The sequence below is a fragment of the Cohnella cellulosilytica genome, assembly GCF_042431195.1.
In the GTDB taxonomy this organism is placed as follows: Bacteria; Bacillota; Bacilli; order Paenibacillales; family Paenibacillaceae; genus Cohnella; species Cohnella cellulosilytica.
Map to the genome: position 1 here is coordinate 43,815 of NZ_JBHMDN010000042.1, position 18,019 is coordinate 61,833.

The window sequence follows — 18,019 nt, forward strand, 5'->3', positions numbered from 1 at the left end:
ATATGATTGCGTTCGGCGTTTGCCTGCTTCTGCTTGTCTTTATTTTCCAGGCGGCCACGATCTTGCTGCTGGAATTCCGCAGACCCGCCCATGCGACGGCGTGGCTGTTCATCCTGTTTCTGTTCCCGTTCGTCGGGTTTATTCTGTATTACTTCCTGGCGACGGAGTATCGCAGAAGCCGAAAGGCGCGCCGCAGAGGCAGCCTGGATCAGCGCCGTCGGGCGAAGCTGCTGGCGATGACGAAAACCGTGACGGATCCCGCCGCGCTGCCGCCCACCGGCATTGCGGAGCAGCCGCGCCTGTTCCGCACGCTGCTCAAGCGGGGAGAGCTTCCCGTCTCCGGGAGAAACCGCTCGGCCGTATTCAACAACGGGACGGATACGTACGCCGCGATGCTGGAGGCGATCGACAAGGCGAAATTCCACATTCACATTTCGTCTTACATCGTTCGGGACGACGGCATCGGAAGGCAGCTTCAGCAGACGCTTCTGCGCAAAGCCGCCGAAGGCGTACAGGTGAAGCTGCTGTACGACGGGATCGGCAGCATCAAGCTTAAGGACGCCTACATCCGGATTTTGGGCGAGGGAGGCGTGGAATGCGCGTGCTTCTTCCCGCTCAGGCCCTCCTTCCTGAAGAAGAGGATGAACTACCGCAACCATCGGAAAATTACGGTCGTGGACGGCACGGTCGGCTTTATCGGAGGCTTGAACTTCGGCGACGAATACGTCGGCAAGCATCCCCGGCTCGGCTATTGGCGCGATACGCATCTGAAGCTGGAGGGAGATTCGGTCTATTGGCTTCAGGAGGTGTTCCTGAAGGACTGGGAAATCGCGACGCGCGGCAAGCCGGACGATCCGTCGTATTTTCCCGAGCACGACGTTCCGGAGGAGGAAGCGGTGCAGATCGTGCCGGCCGGTCCGAACCGCCGGGGAGACGCGATTCACGATTCGGTGTTCGCGATGGCGAACGCGGCCAAGGAGCGCATCTGGATGACGACGCCTTATTTCATCCCGAGCGCGAGCGTGGCGATGGCGCTGCGCGACGCCGCGGTCAGCGGCATGGACGTCCGTCTGATCATTCCTTACGTTCCGGATACGTGGCTGGTCCACCTGGCGACGCTGTCTTACGCGGAGGAGATGATGCGGTCAGGCGTCAGGGTGTGGCAGTATAAAAAAGGGTTCGTCCACGCCAAGACGCTGGTCGTCGACCGCTTCGCGGCGGTCGTTGGTTCGGCGAACATGGATTTGCGCAGCTTTTACAGCAACTTCGAGATCAACGCCCATCTGTTCGCTCCCTCTGCGATCGCCCAGGTGGAGCGGGATTTCCTGCAGGACCTGCAGGACAGCGAGGAGATCAACCTGCAGAAGTTTCTCGAGCGGCCGCGCACGCAGAAGTTCAAGGAAGCGATGGCGCGGATTCTGTCTCCGCTGCTGTAGCTATTTGCGTTTGTCTCCGAGCAGGTGGTCGATGACCGGGCCGAGCGATTGTCGAGGCGCGGCGGCAAGCGGGTCTCCGCGCTCGCGAAGCCGCTGCGGCACGTTCAGCAGGTGAAAGTCGGTCGGCTTGACGTCTCGTCGCACCTCGTCGCGGGTCAACGGCGTCGAGACCGTCGCCTTCGGACGAGCACGCGGGGAGTATGGGGCGGGGAGCGTTTTGCCGGCGTAATGCTGCAAATAATCGAGATAGATCAGATCGCCGCGATCCTTCTTCAGCCGTTCCACCGTGAACAGCCGGGGATGGCGGGCGACGAGATACTCGGAGAGAAATTTGCCGAAGCGGCGCAGCGCGTCGAAATCCGGTCCGCGCTCGATCGGCATGACGACCTGCACGCCGGTCGCGCCCGACGTTTTGGCCATGGCGCTCAGGCCGAGCGAATCCAGCGCCTGCAGCACATGCTCCGTCGCTTCCATGATCCGCGGCTCTTCGCCGACCGACGGGTCGATGTCGAGCATCCACGTATTGGGCAGCGGCTGCCCGATCTCGTCGGAGGAGACGTGGAATTCGAGGCTGTACAGGCTTCCCATCCACAGCAGCGTTCTCACCGAATCCAGCACGACGTAGTTGATGCTGCCGCTCTTGGCGGTCCGCACGTAGTCGGGGATCGGCTCGGGACCATTTTTCTGATAAAAGGATACGCCGTGTATCCCCTCCGGATAACGGATCGTCGTCAAATAGCGTCCTTCCGCATACGGAAGCAGGAAGGGCGCCAGCTCGGCCAACAGCTGCACGTATTTCAGCTTGGTGATGCCCGCTTCCGGCCAGATCGTTTTGTCGGGATGGGAGATGGCGAGCTCGTGTTCTCCCAGCCGCACGACGGTTTTCGTTTTGACCATGCTTGCAGCAGCCTCCTTTTCCGACCTGTCGGACTTCGCCTATTCCGCGCCGATCTGCCCGACACCGCACTCCGCCAAATAACGCTCGGGCAGCAGCGCCTGAATGCTCGGCTGCCTCATCGTTCCGCCCTGCGTCCAGTTCAGGAACTGCACCTTCGCGACCAGATGCGGCCGCACCCAGGTGACGTCCTTGTCCCGGTCCGGCCGGCCGGCAAACGGCATTCGCTCCACGGCCAGCGCGGGAATCCGCTCGGTCAGTCTTCGCCAATCCTCTTGAGACAGCTTGCCCGTTCCCGCATACCCGATATAATGCAGCCCTCCGTCCCCGTCGAACAAGCCAAGCAGCAGCGAATTGACTCTGGGGCCGTTATAAGTGACTCCGCCTACCGCGGCATACAGATCGTGCGTCAGCTTCAGCTTGCGCCAGCGGCTATCCTTCTGTCCGATGCCGTAGACGCTGTCGAGGCTTTTGCAGACGATGCCCTCCATCCGCAGCGCTCTCATCTGCGCCAGCAGTGTCGACGGATCGTCAAAGTTGCGGCAGACCTGCACGCGTTCGCCCGGGACGACGACGTTCTCCAGCAGCCGCTGCCTCTGCGCCAGCGGCAGGTCGGTTGTCCACCGCCCCTCCAGGTAGAGCACGTCGAAAATCATATAGGTGACGGGCACTCGCGGAACGGCCGCGGCGATGCCGGTCTGCGTGCGCAGGCCGTCTCTTCTCATGACCTCCTGAAAGGAAGGCCGCGCTTCGTCGAAAGCGATAAATTCGCCGTCGAGAATAAACGAAGAGGCGGAGCAGAAGGCGGCCGGATCGGCGAATTCGGGATATTGCGGCGTCCGGTCGTTGCGTCGGCGGTTGATCAGCCGCGCTTCCCGCCCGTCGAAATAGCTCAGCATCCGAACGCCGTCCCATTTGATTTGGGCGATCCAGCCGTCCTCCCGCGGCCATTCGGTTACCGCGATCGGCTCGAACGGAATGACCGGCTCTAGCTCCATGGCCTAAGGCCGGCGGCAGGCCGATACGGGAAGAAGGTCCCGGCCGTCGGGGTCGCATTCGCGGCTTTCATGGCGTCAAGGCACCGCCCCTTCTTTCTTGCGGCCGCGCGTGCTGCGGCTCTTGGGTTTGCCGCGGTCGCCGCCGGTTTCGTCGGAGCCTGTCGGCTTGGCCGCCTCAAGGCTGGCCTGCAGCGCGGCCATCAGATCGATAACGTTCGTTCTCTCGACGTCCGGAGCGGTGACGATATCCGCGCCTTCGCCGGAGATTTTGCGCTGGATCGCTTCCTGCAGGGCGATGCGGTAGTCGTCGGTGTACTTCGTCGGCTCGAACGGGGTAGAGAGCTGCTCGATGAGCATCTTGGCCATCGTCAGCTCCTTCTCGTTCACGTTCGCCTGCGCGGGCAGGTTCGGCACGAGCTGGAGCGAGCGAATCTCGTCGGGGTAATGCATCGTCTCCATGCAGATGCAGTTGTCGACGGGCCTGATCGCCGCGAGGCTGCTCTTGCTGCGGATGGCGATTTTGGCGATGCCGATTTTGCCGGACTGGCGCATCGCTTCCAGCAGCAGGCTGTAAGCGCCCGATCCGGCCTGGTCGGGCGACAGATAATAGGCTTTCTGATAGTACAGCGGATCGATCTCCGTCAAGTCGACGAAATCGAGAATCTGGATCGTCTTCGTATTGTCGGGCTTGATCGCCTCCAATTCCTCCGGCTCGAACAGCACGAACTTCCCCTTCTCCTGCTCGTATCCCCGGGCGATTTCCTCCCAGGCGACCTCCTTTTCGCAGTGTGGACAAGTGCGAACGTTGGCGATCGGCGTGCCGCAGGCTTTGTGGATCATCCGCAGGTGGATATCCTTGTCCTCGGTGGCGGTGAACATTTTAACGGGAACGTGGACCAGACCGAAGCTGATCGCGCCTTTCCAGACCGTATGCATGGCTAACGCTCCTTCTCTGTTGAGGTTTCTCGGCGCTGCAAGCCGACTCGCGAACTCTTCCCTTAAGTTGCCCATTCGCATGGAAAACAATCGGACAGGGAATATTGGAAAGGATTGAATCCAACATTCGAAAGGGAGATGCCGAGGTGGCTTCCGAAGACGATAAAGAGGCGCTTGAGGATTCGATTCACGAAGGAAGGGACGAGTTCGACATGGACGTCGACCGGATGGTGAACGAAGGCTTGGGCGGCGGGCAGGTCACGCTGCATAACGGATGGGTGCCGGAAATCGAGGAAACGCTGGAGGATTGAATATGGACGCGCGCAGAGCAAAAGAAATTTACGAGTCGGCCGATCAGTTCAAGGTTCGACTGGACAGCGGCGAGCCGGTCTGGATCGAGCATGTGGACGTTGAGGGAGGCGTGGCGACCGTGCAGGTGGGCCAGAGCCCGACGGACGTGCAGACGGTCGGCGTGGAGAGGCTGGAGGAAGTCGCGCATTAGGGCGTGTATGCAAACCCGCTCAGAGGCATCTATCACCGCCTTTTCGCCCCCTGCTGCGTCACTTTTGCTTGACGTACCCTCGGTACGCCTTCACAAAAGTTCCTTGCATGGAACGAAAATTCGGCAACATCTGCTTTCCTCGGAGTATGCATACACGCCCTAGCGGATTTGGCTGTTTCGGCCGCTCGAAGCCGAAGCAGCCAAAGCAGCCGGTTTCGCGCCTGTCCGCGAGCAGCCGGGCTGATCTGATTCGCAAGCAGTCGGCACACTTCTTGGGGCTTACTTTTTGAAAGCGATTCATTCCCGTGATACAATAAGTAAGGCTTCCAATTTTTCCTGAGGAGTGATTGCGATGTACGACGTTGCCATTATCGGCGGAGGGCCGGCGGGCGCCAGCGCTGCGATTTTTACCGCGAAGGCCGGCAAGAGAACGCTGGTGATCGATAGCGATCAGAGCGTAACGAAACGCGCTTGGCTGGAAAACCATTACGGCGTAGACGGAATTACCGGTCCCGATCTCGTTGCCGTAGGCAAGAAGCAGGCTGCCAAATTCGGCGCCGAATTCGTAACGGGCAAAGCGACTAAGCTGGTATCCGGCGACGGTTCGGTTACGATCGAAGCGGACGGGCAGTCGTACGAGGCGACTCACGTCATTATCGCCACCGGAATGTTCGCGGACGTGGCCGAGGCCAGCGGCGTTGCGACCAAGCCGGGCACCGAGCCGCGCATCAAGACGATCGTCGATTGCGCGCCGGACGGCAGAACGAACCTGTCCAACGTCTGGGCGGCCGGCACGATCGCCGGCGTGAGCATGCACACGATCATCACCGCGGGCGACGGAGCCAAAGTGGCGATCAACGTCGTCAGCGAGCTGAACGGCGAGCGTTATGTCGATCATGACGTTCTGAAGGCTTAAGCGAAACAAGGGCAAGGCTTGGCGTCCTCCCCCTGCGGGAAGGCTTCAAGCCTTTTTGTTTTCGTCCGAGGCTTCTATGCGGTCGTTCGCGCGCGAGCTGTCACGTCCCTCACTGCAGCAGTTCCTTGATTTTCGCGTCCGGCTCCATTCCCAGCTCGGCCCGCAGCATCGTTTCCAATTGTCGGTACTGTCTGAGCGCGTCGTTTTTGCGGCCCAGCTCGAGGAAAACGAGGATCATTTCGCCGTGGACGTCCTCGCGTATGGCGTCCAGCTTGAGAATTTCTTCATAGCAGTTCAGCGCCTGAAGGAGCTGCCCGCGCTGACGGTAATGCCGGGCCTGGATTTCCAGCAGCTCGGTATATTGCCGTTCGAGGCTGAGGGCGTACTCGCCGGCCCATTCGTACGCCTTGCCCCGCAGCAGCGGTCCGGTATACAGCGACTCCGCCCGCTTAAACAGCGGCGTATGCCGTTCCGGATCGCGCCGGATTTCCTTCAGAATTCGTTCGAATTCGTACAGATCGCAGTAGAGCGTATCCGAGTCGATGCGGATTTCATTGCCTGTCACCGAGATTTCGCATCTTTGCTCGGCCGCATTGATCGCCTTCCGAACGTAATACAGCGTGGAATTCAGGTTTTTCCAGGCTTTATCGGGCACAAGTCCGTCCCACAGCGTATCGACGATTTCCTCTCTATGCACGCTTCGCTTGCACACCAGAAGGGCGAACAGCTCCTCGGTTTTCGGACTCCGCAGCTTGACGGCTTCTCTGGTGTCCGCGGCGGTTCGCAGGCTCACCGTCATCCCGTTGAACAGGAATATCTCCAGCGACGGCTTGACCGCCGCGCTCTCCGAATGACTCGTGCCGAGCCTCTTCATCGTGACATCCAGCCGCTCCGCCGTAATCGGCTTCATAATGTAATCCAGGACGTTGAGCTCGAAAGCCCGCACCGCATAGGCGTCGTATCCGGTGACAAAAACGATTTTAATCTTCTCCTGGATGTCCGTCAGCAGCTTGGACAGCTGCATCCCGTTGACATCGGGCATGGAAATGTCCAGAAAAGCGACGTCGACAGGGTGCGCTTTGGCATATTCATACGCTTCCAGAGGGTCCAGAAACATGACGGCTTCGCTTGGCTCGTTCCGCTCGGACAGAATACGCATCAAGCGCATCGCCGCGAGCTCCTCGTCATCCACCACTATGATCCGCAGCATACGTCAGCTTCCTTTCGCTATCGCGTTTTCGCCGGGCAGCTCGATTTCGATTCTCGTGCCTTCGCCTTCCCGGCTTTCAATTCGCATGTCCGTGCCGTACAGAAGCCGCAGGCGCTGGGCGATGTTCCACAGGCCGATGCCTTTCGCCGCCGAGTCCGGATTCAGCACACGGTGCAGCTTCTGCGGGCTCATTCCGCGTCCGTTGTCCTCAATCCGCAAGGTGACCCCGTTTGCGGCGTTCCCCTTGACCAGAAGACTGACGACGCCGCCCTTGGAGTTGGACATGACGCCGTGGCGAATCGCGTTTTCCACCAAGGGTTGAATCATAAGAGGAGGGAGCAGCAGGTTCGGATCGGCATCCACCTCGTATTCCACGCGCAGCCGTGCGCCGAAGCGGGCCTGTTCGATTCCGACGTAAGCCCGAACCAACGAAAGCTCGTCGCTCAGCGTCGTCATCGCGTCAAGATGCTTGAAGTCGAAGCTGCTGCGCAAGTAACGCGACAACTGCAGCGTAACCTCCTCGGCCTGTCTCGGATGGGTCATGCACAGTTCGGCGATTGCCGTCAGGGCGTTGTACAGGAAGTGAGGCTTGATCTGCGAGCGCAAAAAGGCGATTTCCGCGTCCCTGGCCAGCTTGACGGACGACTTCAGCTTCGACAGGCTTCTGACCCGGGCCATCAGCTCCTCGGACTCGAACGGCTTGGCGACGAAATCGTTCGCTCCCAGCTCCATCGCCAGCCGAATATCCTCGCTCCGGCTTCTCGCCGTCAGCATCAGGACAGGAAGCTCGAAGGGGGAGAAGCGTTCGCGAATGCGCCGCAGCACCTCGAAGCCCGACAGGTCCGGCATCGCGATGTCCAGCACGACGAGGTAAAACTCCTGCCGCGAGAAGACGGCTTGCAGCGCCGATTCCCCGCGGTTGACGGCGACGGCCGTTTGATTTTCCAGCTTGAACAGGTTGATCATGCTTTGCAGATTCAGCGCGTTGTCGTCCACGATCAGAATGGCTTCTTTGTGCTCGCCCTCGATGCGCAGAGGATAGTCCTGGTGCGTCAGGCCGCCGGAAAAAGGAGACTTGTCCGCCGCTTGCGGCTCCGCTCGCGATTTGGCGGTTTTGCCGGGGGCGACGGGCAGCGTGAAGGTAAAGGTGGCGCCTTGTCCGACAATCGAGCGGACGCCGATGCGGCCTCCGTGAAGCTCGACAAGCCGTTTGGTAATGCTCAAGCCCAGCCCGGTTCCGGCGTACTGGGGCGCTCCTGCGTGATCTCCCTGCTCGTAATCCAGGAAAATCCGTTCCTGCATATGGGGTTCGATGCCGATTCCGGTATCGCTGACGCGAATCTCGATCCATTCCCCCGCCACCGACGCGCTTACCTCCACGGTTCCCCGATCGCAGAATTTGACCGCATTGCCGATCAGGTTATGTAAAATTTGCGTAAGCCGGGTGCCGTCCGCATGAACGAGAGGCAGGTCTTCCGTCACGCGATTGACGAGTCTCGTACTTTTCCCTTCCAGCAGGAACTGATGAATTCGCATGACCGACTCGACATACGCTTTCAGAATCAGACGGCTCTTGTTCAGCTTCAAATCCCCGTGCTTCAGCTTGGAGTAGTCGAGCAGCTCGTTGACGAGATGCGTAAGCCGTCTTCCGCTGCCGACGACGAGCGATAGATTTTGCGCTTGTTCACTGTTCACCTCGCCGCTTACCCCCTTGAGCAGCGTTTCGGAGATGTTGACGATGGCGTTCAGCGGCGTTCTCAGCTCGTGAGAGGTGTTGGACAGAAAATCGTCTTTGATTTTGTCCATGCGAAGCAATTGGTCCTTCATTTCATTAATCGTATGGTAAGCCTCGAAGAAGCGCAGGACGATGAGCAGGAGCAGGATCAAGTTAAGCGCGATAATGCAGAGCTGGCTGAATTGCATGGACGAGGTCAGGCCCAGCGCAAACCATATCGTATCGATGGAATACAGATTGATCGATAAAATCGCCATGCAGAGCAGGAACGATTTCCAGCGGCGGCTGTCCTTGCTCCTGACGTAAAGATAAGAGCTGCGGACGAAAAGCCAGAGCAATAGCAATTGGTACGAGATGACAATGTAATATTGAACGGGCGTATAGGCGCTGATCGGAAAAAACACAATCAATACCGCAAACGCCCCAAATACGAGCGCAGTCGCGAGCACCAGCCTGGACGAAATGATCTTTTTTTGCAGGTGATAAAAGGCCAAGGCTACGGACATGCAGGTGAGCACCGAGGCGACGTCTTTGATTTTGTACAGCGTCACGAACGAGATGTCCGGGATCAGCAGCAGCAGGGAACGTTCTCCCATCAGGCTGTGGTAAATTCCGGCCGACACGCACAGAAGCGCAAGCATGAGCAGGGAATAATCCTTCCTGCTGTACATCGCGGCCGCGACGAAGCAGATGACGTAAATCAGCGCCAGCGTCCCGAGAATGGCCATAATGGCGATTTCCCTTGCGATCGTTTTTCGCTGCAGCGAGACCAGCGCCTCGTCCTTGCCGAACAACAGGGGCATGCTGAAGCCGGAATTGACATAGTCGTAGTTGGCCGCCTGCACGATGATCTCGACATCGCCGCCAGCGCTGTAAAAGCTGTTCAGCCTGGGGCGATTGCCAGGCTCGTAAGCGTCGTCTCCGCCGTCCGGCCGCCCGTCTGTTAGCAGCTCTTCTCCGTTCACGTAAATCCGGCTCGAAAATCGGATATTCGATTTCTTTAAGGCGTAAATGTCGGAGGCCGGCAGATCGGTCAGCGTCATTCGGTAGGTCGCCGCGCCGTAGGCGGGCAGCTTGATGCCGTTTACGGTTTGACCGTTCCAGGTAGAGGGAACCGTCATGTAGGAGGCGCTATCGATTAACGTTCTCCCCTGCTTGCGAAAATCCTCGGGAGTCAGCAGTCGATTCCAATAAAATTCCCATTCCCCATCCAGCTTCACGACGGGGGTTCGATCGGGATTCCAGTCGTGAAGGCTCAGCGTTCCCCCGCGCACTTGCGGGGAATTCCGCGAACCGCTGGCGTTGGCCATCAGCGAGAGAATAAAAAGCGAGACGAGCAGAAGACTGATCGCGCCGATCGTTGCCACTCTGCTCAGCGGTGTTTTCCCGGGCAATGTCGCACCCCCCTTTTAGTGCCATTCTATCAGCTTAGCTTATTGGAATAAACAAATTGTAAACAACGGTCGAGTCCTTGGTTAGTGCGTCGATCGCTGTCGAGGTTTGTTTATTGCTTGTTTATTCGCTCGTGCTAGGATAGCTGGAAGTAAAATATTAACGCTGTCTTTGACAAGAAAGGCGGTAAAGGTTGGTTATGGAAGAGCAAGATTACAAGCCGCGCCATGGGCATGTCGAGGCGGGAATAGGGGATTTCCGGGCGGCAGGCAGTCGCTTATGCTGCTTACATTTAGAAAAATCAGAGAAATTCAACGGGAGGTTAGCTAATATGAAAAGAACGAAAAGGATATTTTGTCTGCTTCTGGCGTTGGTTTTGTCATTCGGTTTACTGCCGGCGACAGCCGTTCCGGCTTTCGCAGAAAGTAATGTCGTGTTTGTCAGCACGCTGGGGAACGACAGCTCAGGTGATGGCTCATTTGAGCATCCATACGCCACAATAGAGAAGGCGTATGAGGAGGCAGCAGACGGCGATACTATCGGAGTGTTGTCCGACATGCGGATATCCAGTCAAATCAACTTGAACAAAAGCATCACAATAGGGTCATACGACTATGAAGGAAAGCCTCTGGGTTACTACCAACCGTCGAAGATAAATTGGAATGAAGGATTAACCGGAATCATGTTCTCGGTACAGTCTGGTACAGTGAACTTTACAAATATTACGATTGGCCTTCGGGATCTGGATGAGAACAATGAAGACCGCGAAAAGGGCATAGTCGATGTGATGGTGCAAAGCGGCGCCACAGCAAATTTTATCGGCGGCACCTTCGTACAAAACGTTAGAGTAGAGACCAACGGTTCGGCTATGATCGAACCGCTCACTGTCGGCAACCTGTGGTTGGAGGATAATGTCACTGATGTCACTATGAAGTTTGGTATCAGGAATGGGTTTAATGTTTATCCTGCCATGACAATCACCTATGGTTTAAATTCGTATGTAAAACTGGCAGATTCCTCCGTACCGTACGCAATTGCTGGTATTGGGCTATATCCCGGCTTCGGCAACGATTGGTTTAAGGATGGCGATATGCTATTCGACGGGACGGATGCGGGATTTAGCGATGATGAACTACGAAACCTCATGAAAAATGCAGTATACGTTGACTCCAATCAGTTTAGCCACGATAGAAGAATAAATATGATTATTTACGACGGCCATGTCAAGATCGGAATCCCTCATTCGATCACCACGGCCGCCAGTCCGACGGCAGGCGGAAGCGCCACGGCACGTTCTTCGGGAAAGGGTCAAGTTATAACAGAGGAATATGCGGGATTGTGGGTCAATCTAAGCGCAAGTGCAAACATAGGATATAAATTCTCGAACTGGACAAGTAACGATAATATTACGTTCTCTGACGCCACCGCTGAAAGCACGGCCTTCTACATGCCGAACAAGGAAGTGGCGGTTACAGCAAATTTTGCTCCTCTCCCTCCCGTGATTACTTCGGCGGATTTTACATCCGTTACGTCCGGTTTGGGAGGTGTATTTCAGGTAACCGCTACGGGCGGCGAGATTGCCTATTCGCTGGTGGACGCTCCGGCGGGTGTGAGCATTAACTCGTCGACCGGCGTCATGATGGTTGCCGATACTGTTGCGGTGGGGAGTTACGATTTCACCGTCAAGGCCTCTAACGGGAAGACGGAGGAAGACGATAAGCAATCTTTTACGTTAACTGTGAATGCTGCGAGCGGTCCGCCCCATATCACCTCGGCGGAAATTGCACATGTCACGTCCGGCGAGGGCGGAACGCATCGAGTGAAAGCTACGGGCGGCGGGATCATCACCTATTCGCTGGTGAATGCTCCAACAGGAGTAAGTGTTGATTCATCGACCGGCGTTATAACAGTTGACCAAACTGTTCCGGTGAAAATTTATAATATCACCGTCAAGGCCTCTAACGATGAGGGAGAGGATACGCAAGACTTTTGGCTCTACGTGGACGAGGGCAGTGTCGTCCTCGTCGTTGAGCCAGCAGGGGGCGGAAGACCAAAGGCAATTCCGGCAAACGCAGCCGCAGGGGATACCGTCACACTGACCGCCAACCCCAATGCCGGCTACAAATTCAGTACATGGTCGAATTCGAATAACGTTATTCCCTTGGAAAATCTGTCAGACCCCTCTACGACATTCACCATGCCGAGCGGCTCAACCAAGGAGTATATCACGGCGGTCTATATCGCCTTGCCCACGATCACCTCGGCGGATAACGCATCTGTCACATCCGGCTCTGGCGGAACGTTCCAGGTGACTGCTACGGGAGACGGAACCATCACGTATAAGCTAACTGATGCTCCGATTGGCGTAAGCATTGACTCATCAACCGGTCTTATAACGGTTGCCGGAACTGTCGCGGCGGGCAGTTATCCTTTTATCGTCACGGCCTCTAACGGAACGCCGGAAGAAGACGCTATGCAATCTTTTACACTTGCTGTAAATGAGCCGAGCGGTCCCCCTCAGATTACCTCGATTGCCGGCACAAATGTTACGTTTAGCGAGGGCGGAACGTATCAGGTGAGCGCCGTGGGCGGCGGGAACATCGCTTATTCGCTAGAGGGCGCGCCAGCGGGCGTAACCATTGACCCATCATCGGGCCTTATGACGATTGCCGACACTGTCGCGGTGGGATATCACACTTTTACCGTTAAGGCCTCAAACGAAGAGGGTAGCGTTACGCAAAGCTTTGGGCTTTCCGTGGCATCGGCTAGCGTTATCTTCTTCGTTAATCCGGCAGGGAGCGGAAATCCCAAGGCAAGCCCGGCAAAAGCGACAACAGGGGGGACTGTCACACTGACCGCCAATCCCAATGCAGGCTACAAATTCATGATGTGGTCAAGCAGCGTTATCCTTCCGGGAGATATGTACAATGCTTCTGTAACATTCACTATGCCAAGCGGCTCGGCAGTGCCAATCACGGTGTTCTATAGCGCCTTGCCCAAGATCACCTCGGCGGATAGCGCATCTGTCACGTCCGGCTTGGGTGGTACGTTCCAGGTGAACGCCACCACGGGAAGCGGGACGATCACGTATTCGCTGACAGGCGCTCCGGCAGGTGTAAGCATTAACTCATCGACGGGTCTCCTAACGGTTGCCGGAACTGTCGATGCGGGCAGTTATCCCTTCACCGTAACGGCCTCTAACGGGACGCCGGAGGAAGATGCTGCGCAATCTTTTACGCTTAATGTGAAAACGGCGAGCGCGCCCAATATCACTTCACCGAATAGCACTTCTGTCACGTCTGGCTCTGGCGGTACGTTCCAAGTGATCGCTGTGGGAACCGGGACTATTACGTATACCCTGGACGGCGCCCCGGCGGGTGTGAGTATAAACCCATCGACCGGTCTCCTAACGGTTGCCGGAACTGTCGGTGCGGGCAGTTATCCCTTCACCGTAACGGCCTCTAACGGGACGCCGACGGACGACGCTACACAATCCTTTACGCTAACCGTAAACGCGGCGGAGGGAGGAGGCGGTACTGTTCCGGCCCCAGGTTTCGGGACGACGCCGACGGCCCAGCCGGGAGCGCAGCCGGGAACGACCAAGGTGACCGGAGTGGCGGCGGGAGACGGCAACCAGTTGAAGGTGCTGGTAACGTCCGGCAGCACGCCGAAGCCAAATGTCGGCGATGCCGTGCCGAGCGGAGCGAGCAGCTATACGGCGGGCAACGACATCTCGGGCGTTGACGCAACAACGAACAAACATATTGCATTGTATGAAGTGGACAGCTCCGGCAAGGTTGTGAAGTTCAGCGAGATTACGTTGTCTTCCGGCGATATTAACTCCGGCTCGTCCGGCGGAGGCCCTGTTCCGGCACCGGCTTTGACGGCCGACAACAGCGATAACGATACGGACCATTCGATTGAAATTACATTTACGGATGATGCGGCATGGCGCGGAGCGATTACAGAAGTGAGCGTAGACGGAACGGCGCTGTCCCCTACTGATTACGTAATTACGGCCGGCAAGCTGACCATTTATGGCGGCGTGCTCAGCGGCGGCACGCATGCGATCGCAGTTAAGGCAACGGGATATGGGAATACCAGCGTGACCCAAAGCGTTAACCTGCCGGGAATGCCGGCCAACCCGCAGGGTTTGACTGCAGCTGCAGGGAACGGTTTCGTAAATCTAACTTGGGACGAGGTTTCGGGCGCAGCGTTTTACAACGTGTACGTGTCTGAAACTTCGCACGGGTATGATGATGGGGAATTTACGGTCGTAACTGGAGCAACGGATTACCAGGTATCCAATCTGACGAACGGCAAGAAGTATTACTTTGTAGTGAAAGCCGGAAGCGGCAGCGGCTTGAGCGCCGCATCCAATGAAGCGGAAGGCGTTCCGGCGACGGTGCCGAATGCACCGACGAACGTGACCGCTGTCGCAGGCAACGGACAGGCAACGATAAGCTTCACGCCGCCGGTAGATGACGGGGGCAATCCGATTACAAAGTACATCGTGACCGCTCATCCGGGCGGAAAAACCGCTGAAGGAACGAAGAGTCCGATCAAGATTACAGGCTTGACGAACGGCATGAGCTATACGTTTACGGTTCAGGCGATCAATTCAGCGGGCAGCAGCGCGGCTTCAGTCGCGTCATCTGCGGTTGTTCCGCGTTCGTCATCCGGCGGCAACGGAGGCAATTCGGGCAACGGCTCCGGGGACTCGGGCAGCGGTTCCGGGGGTTCGAACGGCGGCGGAGCCAACGGAGGAGCGACCTCGCCTTCCGGCGGCACAAACGAAGAGGCCGTCATCGTACTGGTGAACGGCAAGGAAGAAAATGCGGGAACGGCGACGACCGGCAAGCGCAACGACCAAACCCTGCTGACCATTGCCGTAGACGAGAAGAAGCTGGACGACAAGCTGGCGGCCGAAGGCCAGGGCGCCGTCGTGACGATACCGGTCAAGTCGCAGTCGGATGTCATCGTTGGCGAACTGAACGGTCAAATGGTCAAAAACATGGAGAACAAGGAAGCGGTTCTCGTGCTCCAAACCGACAATGCGGCGTATACGATCCCGGCGTACGAGATCAACATCGACGCGATCTTCGCGCAGCTCGGCAAGCCGGCCAATCTGGCGGACATCAAGGTGCGGATCGAAATTTCCGCTTCTACGGCAGAGACGGTTAAGCTCGCGGAGAATTCGGCGGCGAAAGGCACGTTCTCGCTGGTAATGCCGCCGCTGGAGTTCAACATTACCGCGGCTTATGGCAGCCAGACGGTCAGCGTGACGAAGTTTAACGCCTACGTCGAAAGAACGGTCACCATTCCGGACGAGATCGATCCGAACAAGATTACGACGGGCGTCGTGATTGAAGCGGACGGTTCGGTGCGTCATGTGCCGACGCAGGTGACCAAGAACGGCGCAACCTATTTTGCCAAGATCAACAGCTTGACCAACAGCACGTATGCCGTCGTCTGGAATCCGATCGAATTCAGCGACGTCGCGAAGCACTGGGCGAAATCCGCCGTGAACGACATGGGCTCGCGGATGGTCATCGATGGAACGGGGGGCGGCAAATTCACTCCGAATCGGGACATTACCCGCGCCGAGTTTGCAGCTATTCTCGTGCGCGGACTGGGACTCAAGCCGGAAAGCGGCGCGACGGCCTTCTCCGACGTGAAAGCATCGGACTGGTACAGCGGCGTGATCAACACGGCCTATGCGTATCAATTGATCGACGGCTTCCTGGACGGCACCTTCCGTCCGCAGGACAAAATCACGCGCGAGCAGGCGATGCTGATTCTGTCCAAAGCGATGACGTTAACCGGCCTGGCGGATACGTTGACCGTTCAATCGGCGAATGTGGCACTGAATCCTTACGCGGATGCGTCTAAGGTTGCCAAATGGGCGCAGGACGGTGTCGCGGGCAGCGTGCAAGCAGGCATCGTAACGGGCAGGAGCGCGGATACGCTGGCGCCGAAGGCCAATATGACCCGCGCGGAAGTCGCGGCGATTGTTCAGCGGCTGCTGCAAAAGTCGGAGCTGATTGAAGTCAGGTAAGAAGAGATAGAAATTTGCGGGCAAAGAAGGGACGTATCCCGGATCCTCTTGAGGAGGAGCGAGGGATACGTCTCTTCGCGCTGCTGCCCCCATTTTCGCTGGCAAGCTCGGTCGGGATGCTCCCGGAATTACTTGATTTTAACGATTACCTTTCCTTTGGCGCTGCCGCTTTCCAGGTAATGCAGGGCTTGCTCGGCATCCTCCAGGCGAAACACTTTATCGATAACGGGCTTTATGCGACCCTCCTCGATCCATTCCTTTAAAACCTTCAATTGAGCACCGCTCGGTTTCATAAAAAGATAATGATATTTAACGCGGTGTTTCTTCTCAAGGGCTGTAATTCTGCGGCTCACGACAGACAAAATGGCCGTTTTCATCCAACCCAATTCGGCTTCTCTGCCGAATCTTGCGTTCGGCATGCCAGAGATGGATACGATTTGACCGCCCGGCTTCAGGATGCGGAACGATTTTTCCAAGGCTGCTCCGCCTAAAGTGTCGAAAACAGCGTCATACCCGGCAAGCTTCTCCTCGAAATTCTCTTTGCGGTAATTCACGATCAGATCGGCTCCCATCGATTTGACCAAATCATAGCCTTTATCGCTGGCCGTTGTAGCGACGAATGCGCCCATCCGTTTGGCCATTTGGATAGCGATGGTGCCTACGCCTCCCGAACCTGCATGAATCAAAATTTTCTGCCCTTGTTGCAGCTGGAGAATATCGGACAAGGCTTGGTAAGTCGTCAGTCCCACCAACGGTACGGAGGCAGCTTCTTCAAAGCTTAGAGTGCGCGGTTTCAGCGCAATGTCATCCTCGTGAACGGCAATAAATTCGGCTAACGTGCCGATTCGGGTTTTGCGGGGCCTCCCGTAAACTTCATCTCCGATCTTAAATGTCTTTGCCCGTTCGCCGACCTGGACGACAACTCCGGAGAAATCGTTGCCCAGGATGAGAGGGAACTTGTAACTTAATAGAAGCTTCGCTTTTCCTTCTTTGATTTTAAAGTCGATGGGATTCAAGCTGGCGGCGCGGATTTCAACGAGCACGTCGTGCTCCCCGACAACGGGCATTGGCTGCTTGGTTACGACTAACGGAACATTTTTTCCGTATTTTTTAATGGTTGCGGCTTTCATTTCTAACCCCTCCAGTTATGATTATTGGTTTAAACTAATGAACTTATTGGGCGAAAATAAACCTGCGACGCAGTAATCCCTTTAAGCCTGCTGCCGGTCACTGAGATCCATTGCATTGGTCTTCAACGGCAGCAATCAGAGATTTCAGTTGTTCAAGCGGTTTGCGTATGGTCAATATATAATAGTTTTCTACACCTTTTTTCTCGGAATTAATAAAACCGGACTGCTTCAACACCTTCAAATGATGGGAGACAGCCGGCCTGGACAAATTGATATGGCTCGAGATCGCATTAACGTTAAGCCCCGATTTATTTTGGGCCAGCAGCATAATAATGGCTTGACGGCTTTCATCGGTCAGCACTTCCAGCAGAGGGATGCCCTCTTTAAACTTCTGCAGAGTCTGCTCGATTTGTTTGCTCATGCGTATCATCCTTTTGCTCATTGGTTTAATCATTTGAACATAATTATAATTAAATGAATGAAAAGATCAAGTGAATTTTGAGGGGAGGGGGGAATCGCCTATTCCGAGCTCGCCTTGAGAAATTCCCACTCAACCCACCTTTTTTACGGCCCGGCAGGCCGCTACGCGGGCCAATTTGGGCAGTTGCCTGCCTTTAGCGGTCAGGGAGGCCGTTAAGCAGGCCAATTCGTGCAGTTGCCCGCTTTTAGCAGTCTGGGAGACCGTTAAGCAGGCCAATTCGTGCAGTTGCCCGCTTTTAGCGGTCTGACAGAAGCTGTCGATTAACTGTGGAAAAGGCATGGTCATTGCGACCGTGCTTTTTCTCCCCCTCCCCGCCGCTAACCTTGGTAT

General features: G+C 56.6%; 13 protein-coding genes. 5 read left to right on the plus strand and 8 right to left on the minus strand.

Features of this window, described 5'->3' with window-relative positions; all coding sequences use genetic code 11:
• Positions 1-2: 2 nt before the first annotated feature.
• A complete protein-coding gene (gene cls, locus ACFFT4_RS26665; protein WP_378052076.1) occupies positions 3-1,436 on the plus strand; it encodes a cardiolipin synthase in 1,434 nt (477 codons plus the stop codon).
• Here cls and ligD read toward each other — a convergent pair whose 3' ends face one another.
• The 3 genes from ligD to ku form a co-directional block, all read right to left on the minus strand.
• Positions 1,437-2,333: a non-homologous end-joining DNA ligase gene (gene ligD / locus ACFFT4_RS26670; protein WP_378052077.1), complete on the minus strand. Its 897-nt coding sequence runs from the start codon at positions 2,331-2,333 to the stop codon at positions 1,437-1,439.
• A gap of 39 nt (positions 2,334-2,372) precedes the next feature.
• Entirely contained in the window at positions 2,373-3,329 is a 957-nt protein-coding gene (locus ACFFT4_RS26675; protein ID WP_378052078.1) for an ATP-dependent DNA ligase, read from the minus strand.
• A gap of 75 nt (positions 3,330-3,404) precedes the next feature.
• Positions 3,405-4,265, minus strand: coding sequence for a non-homologous end joining protein Ku (ku, locus tag ACFFT4_RS26680; protein ID WP_378052080.1), 861 nt, complete (start codon positions 4,263-4,265; stop codon positions 3,405-3,407).
• 146 nt (positions 4,266-4,411) lie between these two features.
• Here ku and ACFFT4_RS26685 point away from each other — a divergent pair, with 146 nt between their 5' ends.
• The 3 genes from ACFFT4_RS26685 to ACFFT4_RS26695 all read left to right on the plus strand — a co-directional run bounded on the left by ACFFT4_RS26685 (position 4,412) and on the right by ACFFT4_RS26695 (position 5,683).
• Positions 4,412-4,576 carry a hypothetical protein gene (locus tag ACFFT4_RS26685; protein WP_378052081.1) on the plus strand — a complete coding sequence of 55 codons (165 nt, stop codon included), beginning with the start codon at positions 4,412-4,414 and terminating at the stop codon, positions 4,574-4,576.
• Between the two features lie 2 nt (positions 4,577-4,578).
• On the plus strand, positions 4,579-4,767 hold the full coding sequence (locus ACFFT4_RS26690; protein WP_378052083.1) for an H-type small acid-soluble spore protein: 189 nt from the start codon (positions 4,579-4,581) through the stop codon (positions 4,765-4,767).
• A 352-nt stretch (positions 4,768-5,119) separates the two neighbouring features.
• Positions 5,120-5,683 (plus strand): FAD-dependent oxidoreductase, encoded by a 564-nt coding sequence (locus tag ACFFT4_RS26695; RefSeq protein WP_378052084.1) that lies wholly within the window; start codon positions 5,120-5,122, stop codon positions 5,681-5,683.
• Between the two features lie 109 nt (positions 5,684-5,792).
• Here ACFFT4_RS26695 and ACFFT4_RS26700 read toward each other — a convergent pair whose 3' ends face one another.
• Together ACFFT4_RS26700 and ACFFT4_RS26705 are read right to left on the minus strand one after the other, a co-directional pair.
• Positions 5,793-6,893, minus strand: a complete 1,101-nt coding sequence (locus ACFFT4_RS26700) for a response regulator (RefSeq protein ID WP_378052085.1) — start codon at positions 6,891-6,893, stop codon at positions 5,793-5,795.
• Between the two features lie 3 nt (positions 6,894-6,896).
• Positions 6,897-10,022 (minus strand): ATP-binding protein, encoded by a 3,126-nt coding sequence (locus tag ACFFT4_RS26705; RefSeq protein WP_378052086.1) that lies wholly within the window; start codon positions 10,020-10,022, stop codon positions 6,897-6,899.
• A 329-nt stretch (positions 10,023-10,351) separates the two neighbouring features.
• On the opposite strand from ACFFT4_RS26705, the gene ACFFT4_RS26710 reads away from it, so the two are divergent.
• On the plus strand, positions 10,352-16,078 hold the full coding sequence (locus ACFFT4_RS26710; RefSeq protein WP_378052087.1) for a putative Ig domain-containing protein: 5,727 nt from the start codon (positions 10,352-10,354) through the stop codon (positions 16,076-16,078).
• Positions 16,079-16,206: 128 nt separating this feature from the next.
• Here ACFFT4_RS26710 and ACFFT4_RS26715 read toward each other — a convergent pair whose 3' ends face one another.
• From ACFFT4_RS26715 to ACFFT4_RS26725, 3 genes are all read right to left on the minus strand, one after another.
• Positions 16,207-17,208 (minus strand): NADP-dependent oxidoreductase, encoded by a 1,002-nt coding sequence (locus ACFFT4_RS26715; RefSeq protein WP_378052088.1) that lies wholly within the window; start codon positions 17,206-17,208, stop codon positions 16,207-16,209.
• 97 nt (positions 17,209-17,305) lie between these two features.
• Positions 17,306-17,629 carry an ArsR/SmtB family transcription factor gene (locus ACFFT4_RS26720; protein ID WP_378052089.1) on the minus strand — a complete coding sequence of 108 codons (324 nt, stop codon included), beginning with the start codon at positions 17,627-17,629 and terminating at the stop codon, positions 17,306-17,308.
• Positions 17,630-17,758: 129 nt separating this feature from the next.
• Positions 17,759-18,019: hypothetical protein (locus ACFFT4_RS26725; RefSeq protein WP_378052090.1), on the minus strand; the 261-nt coding region annotated here is incomplete at its 5' end.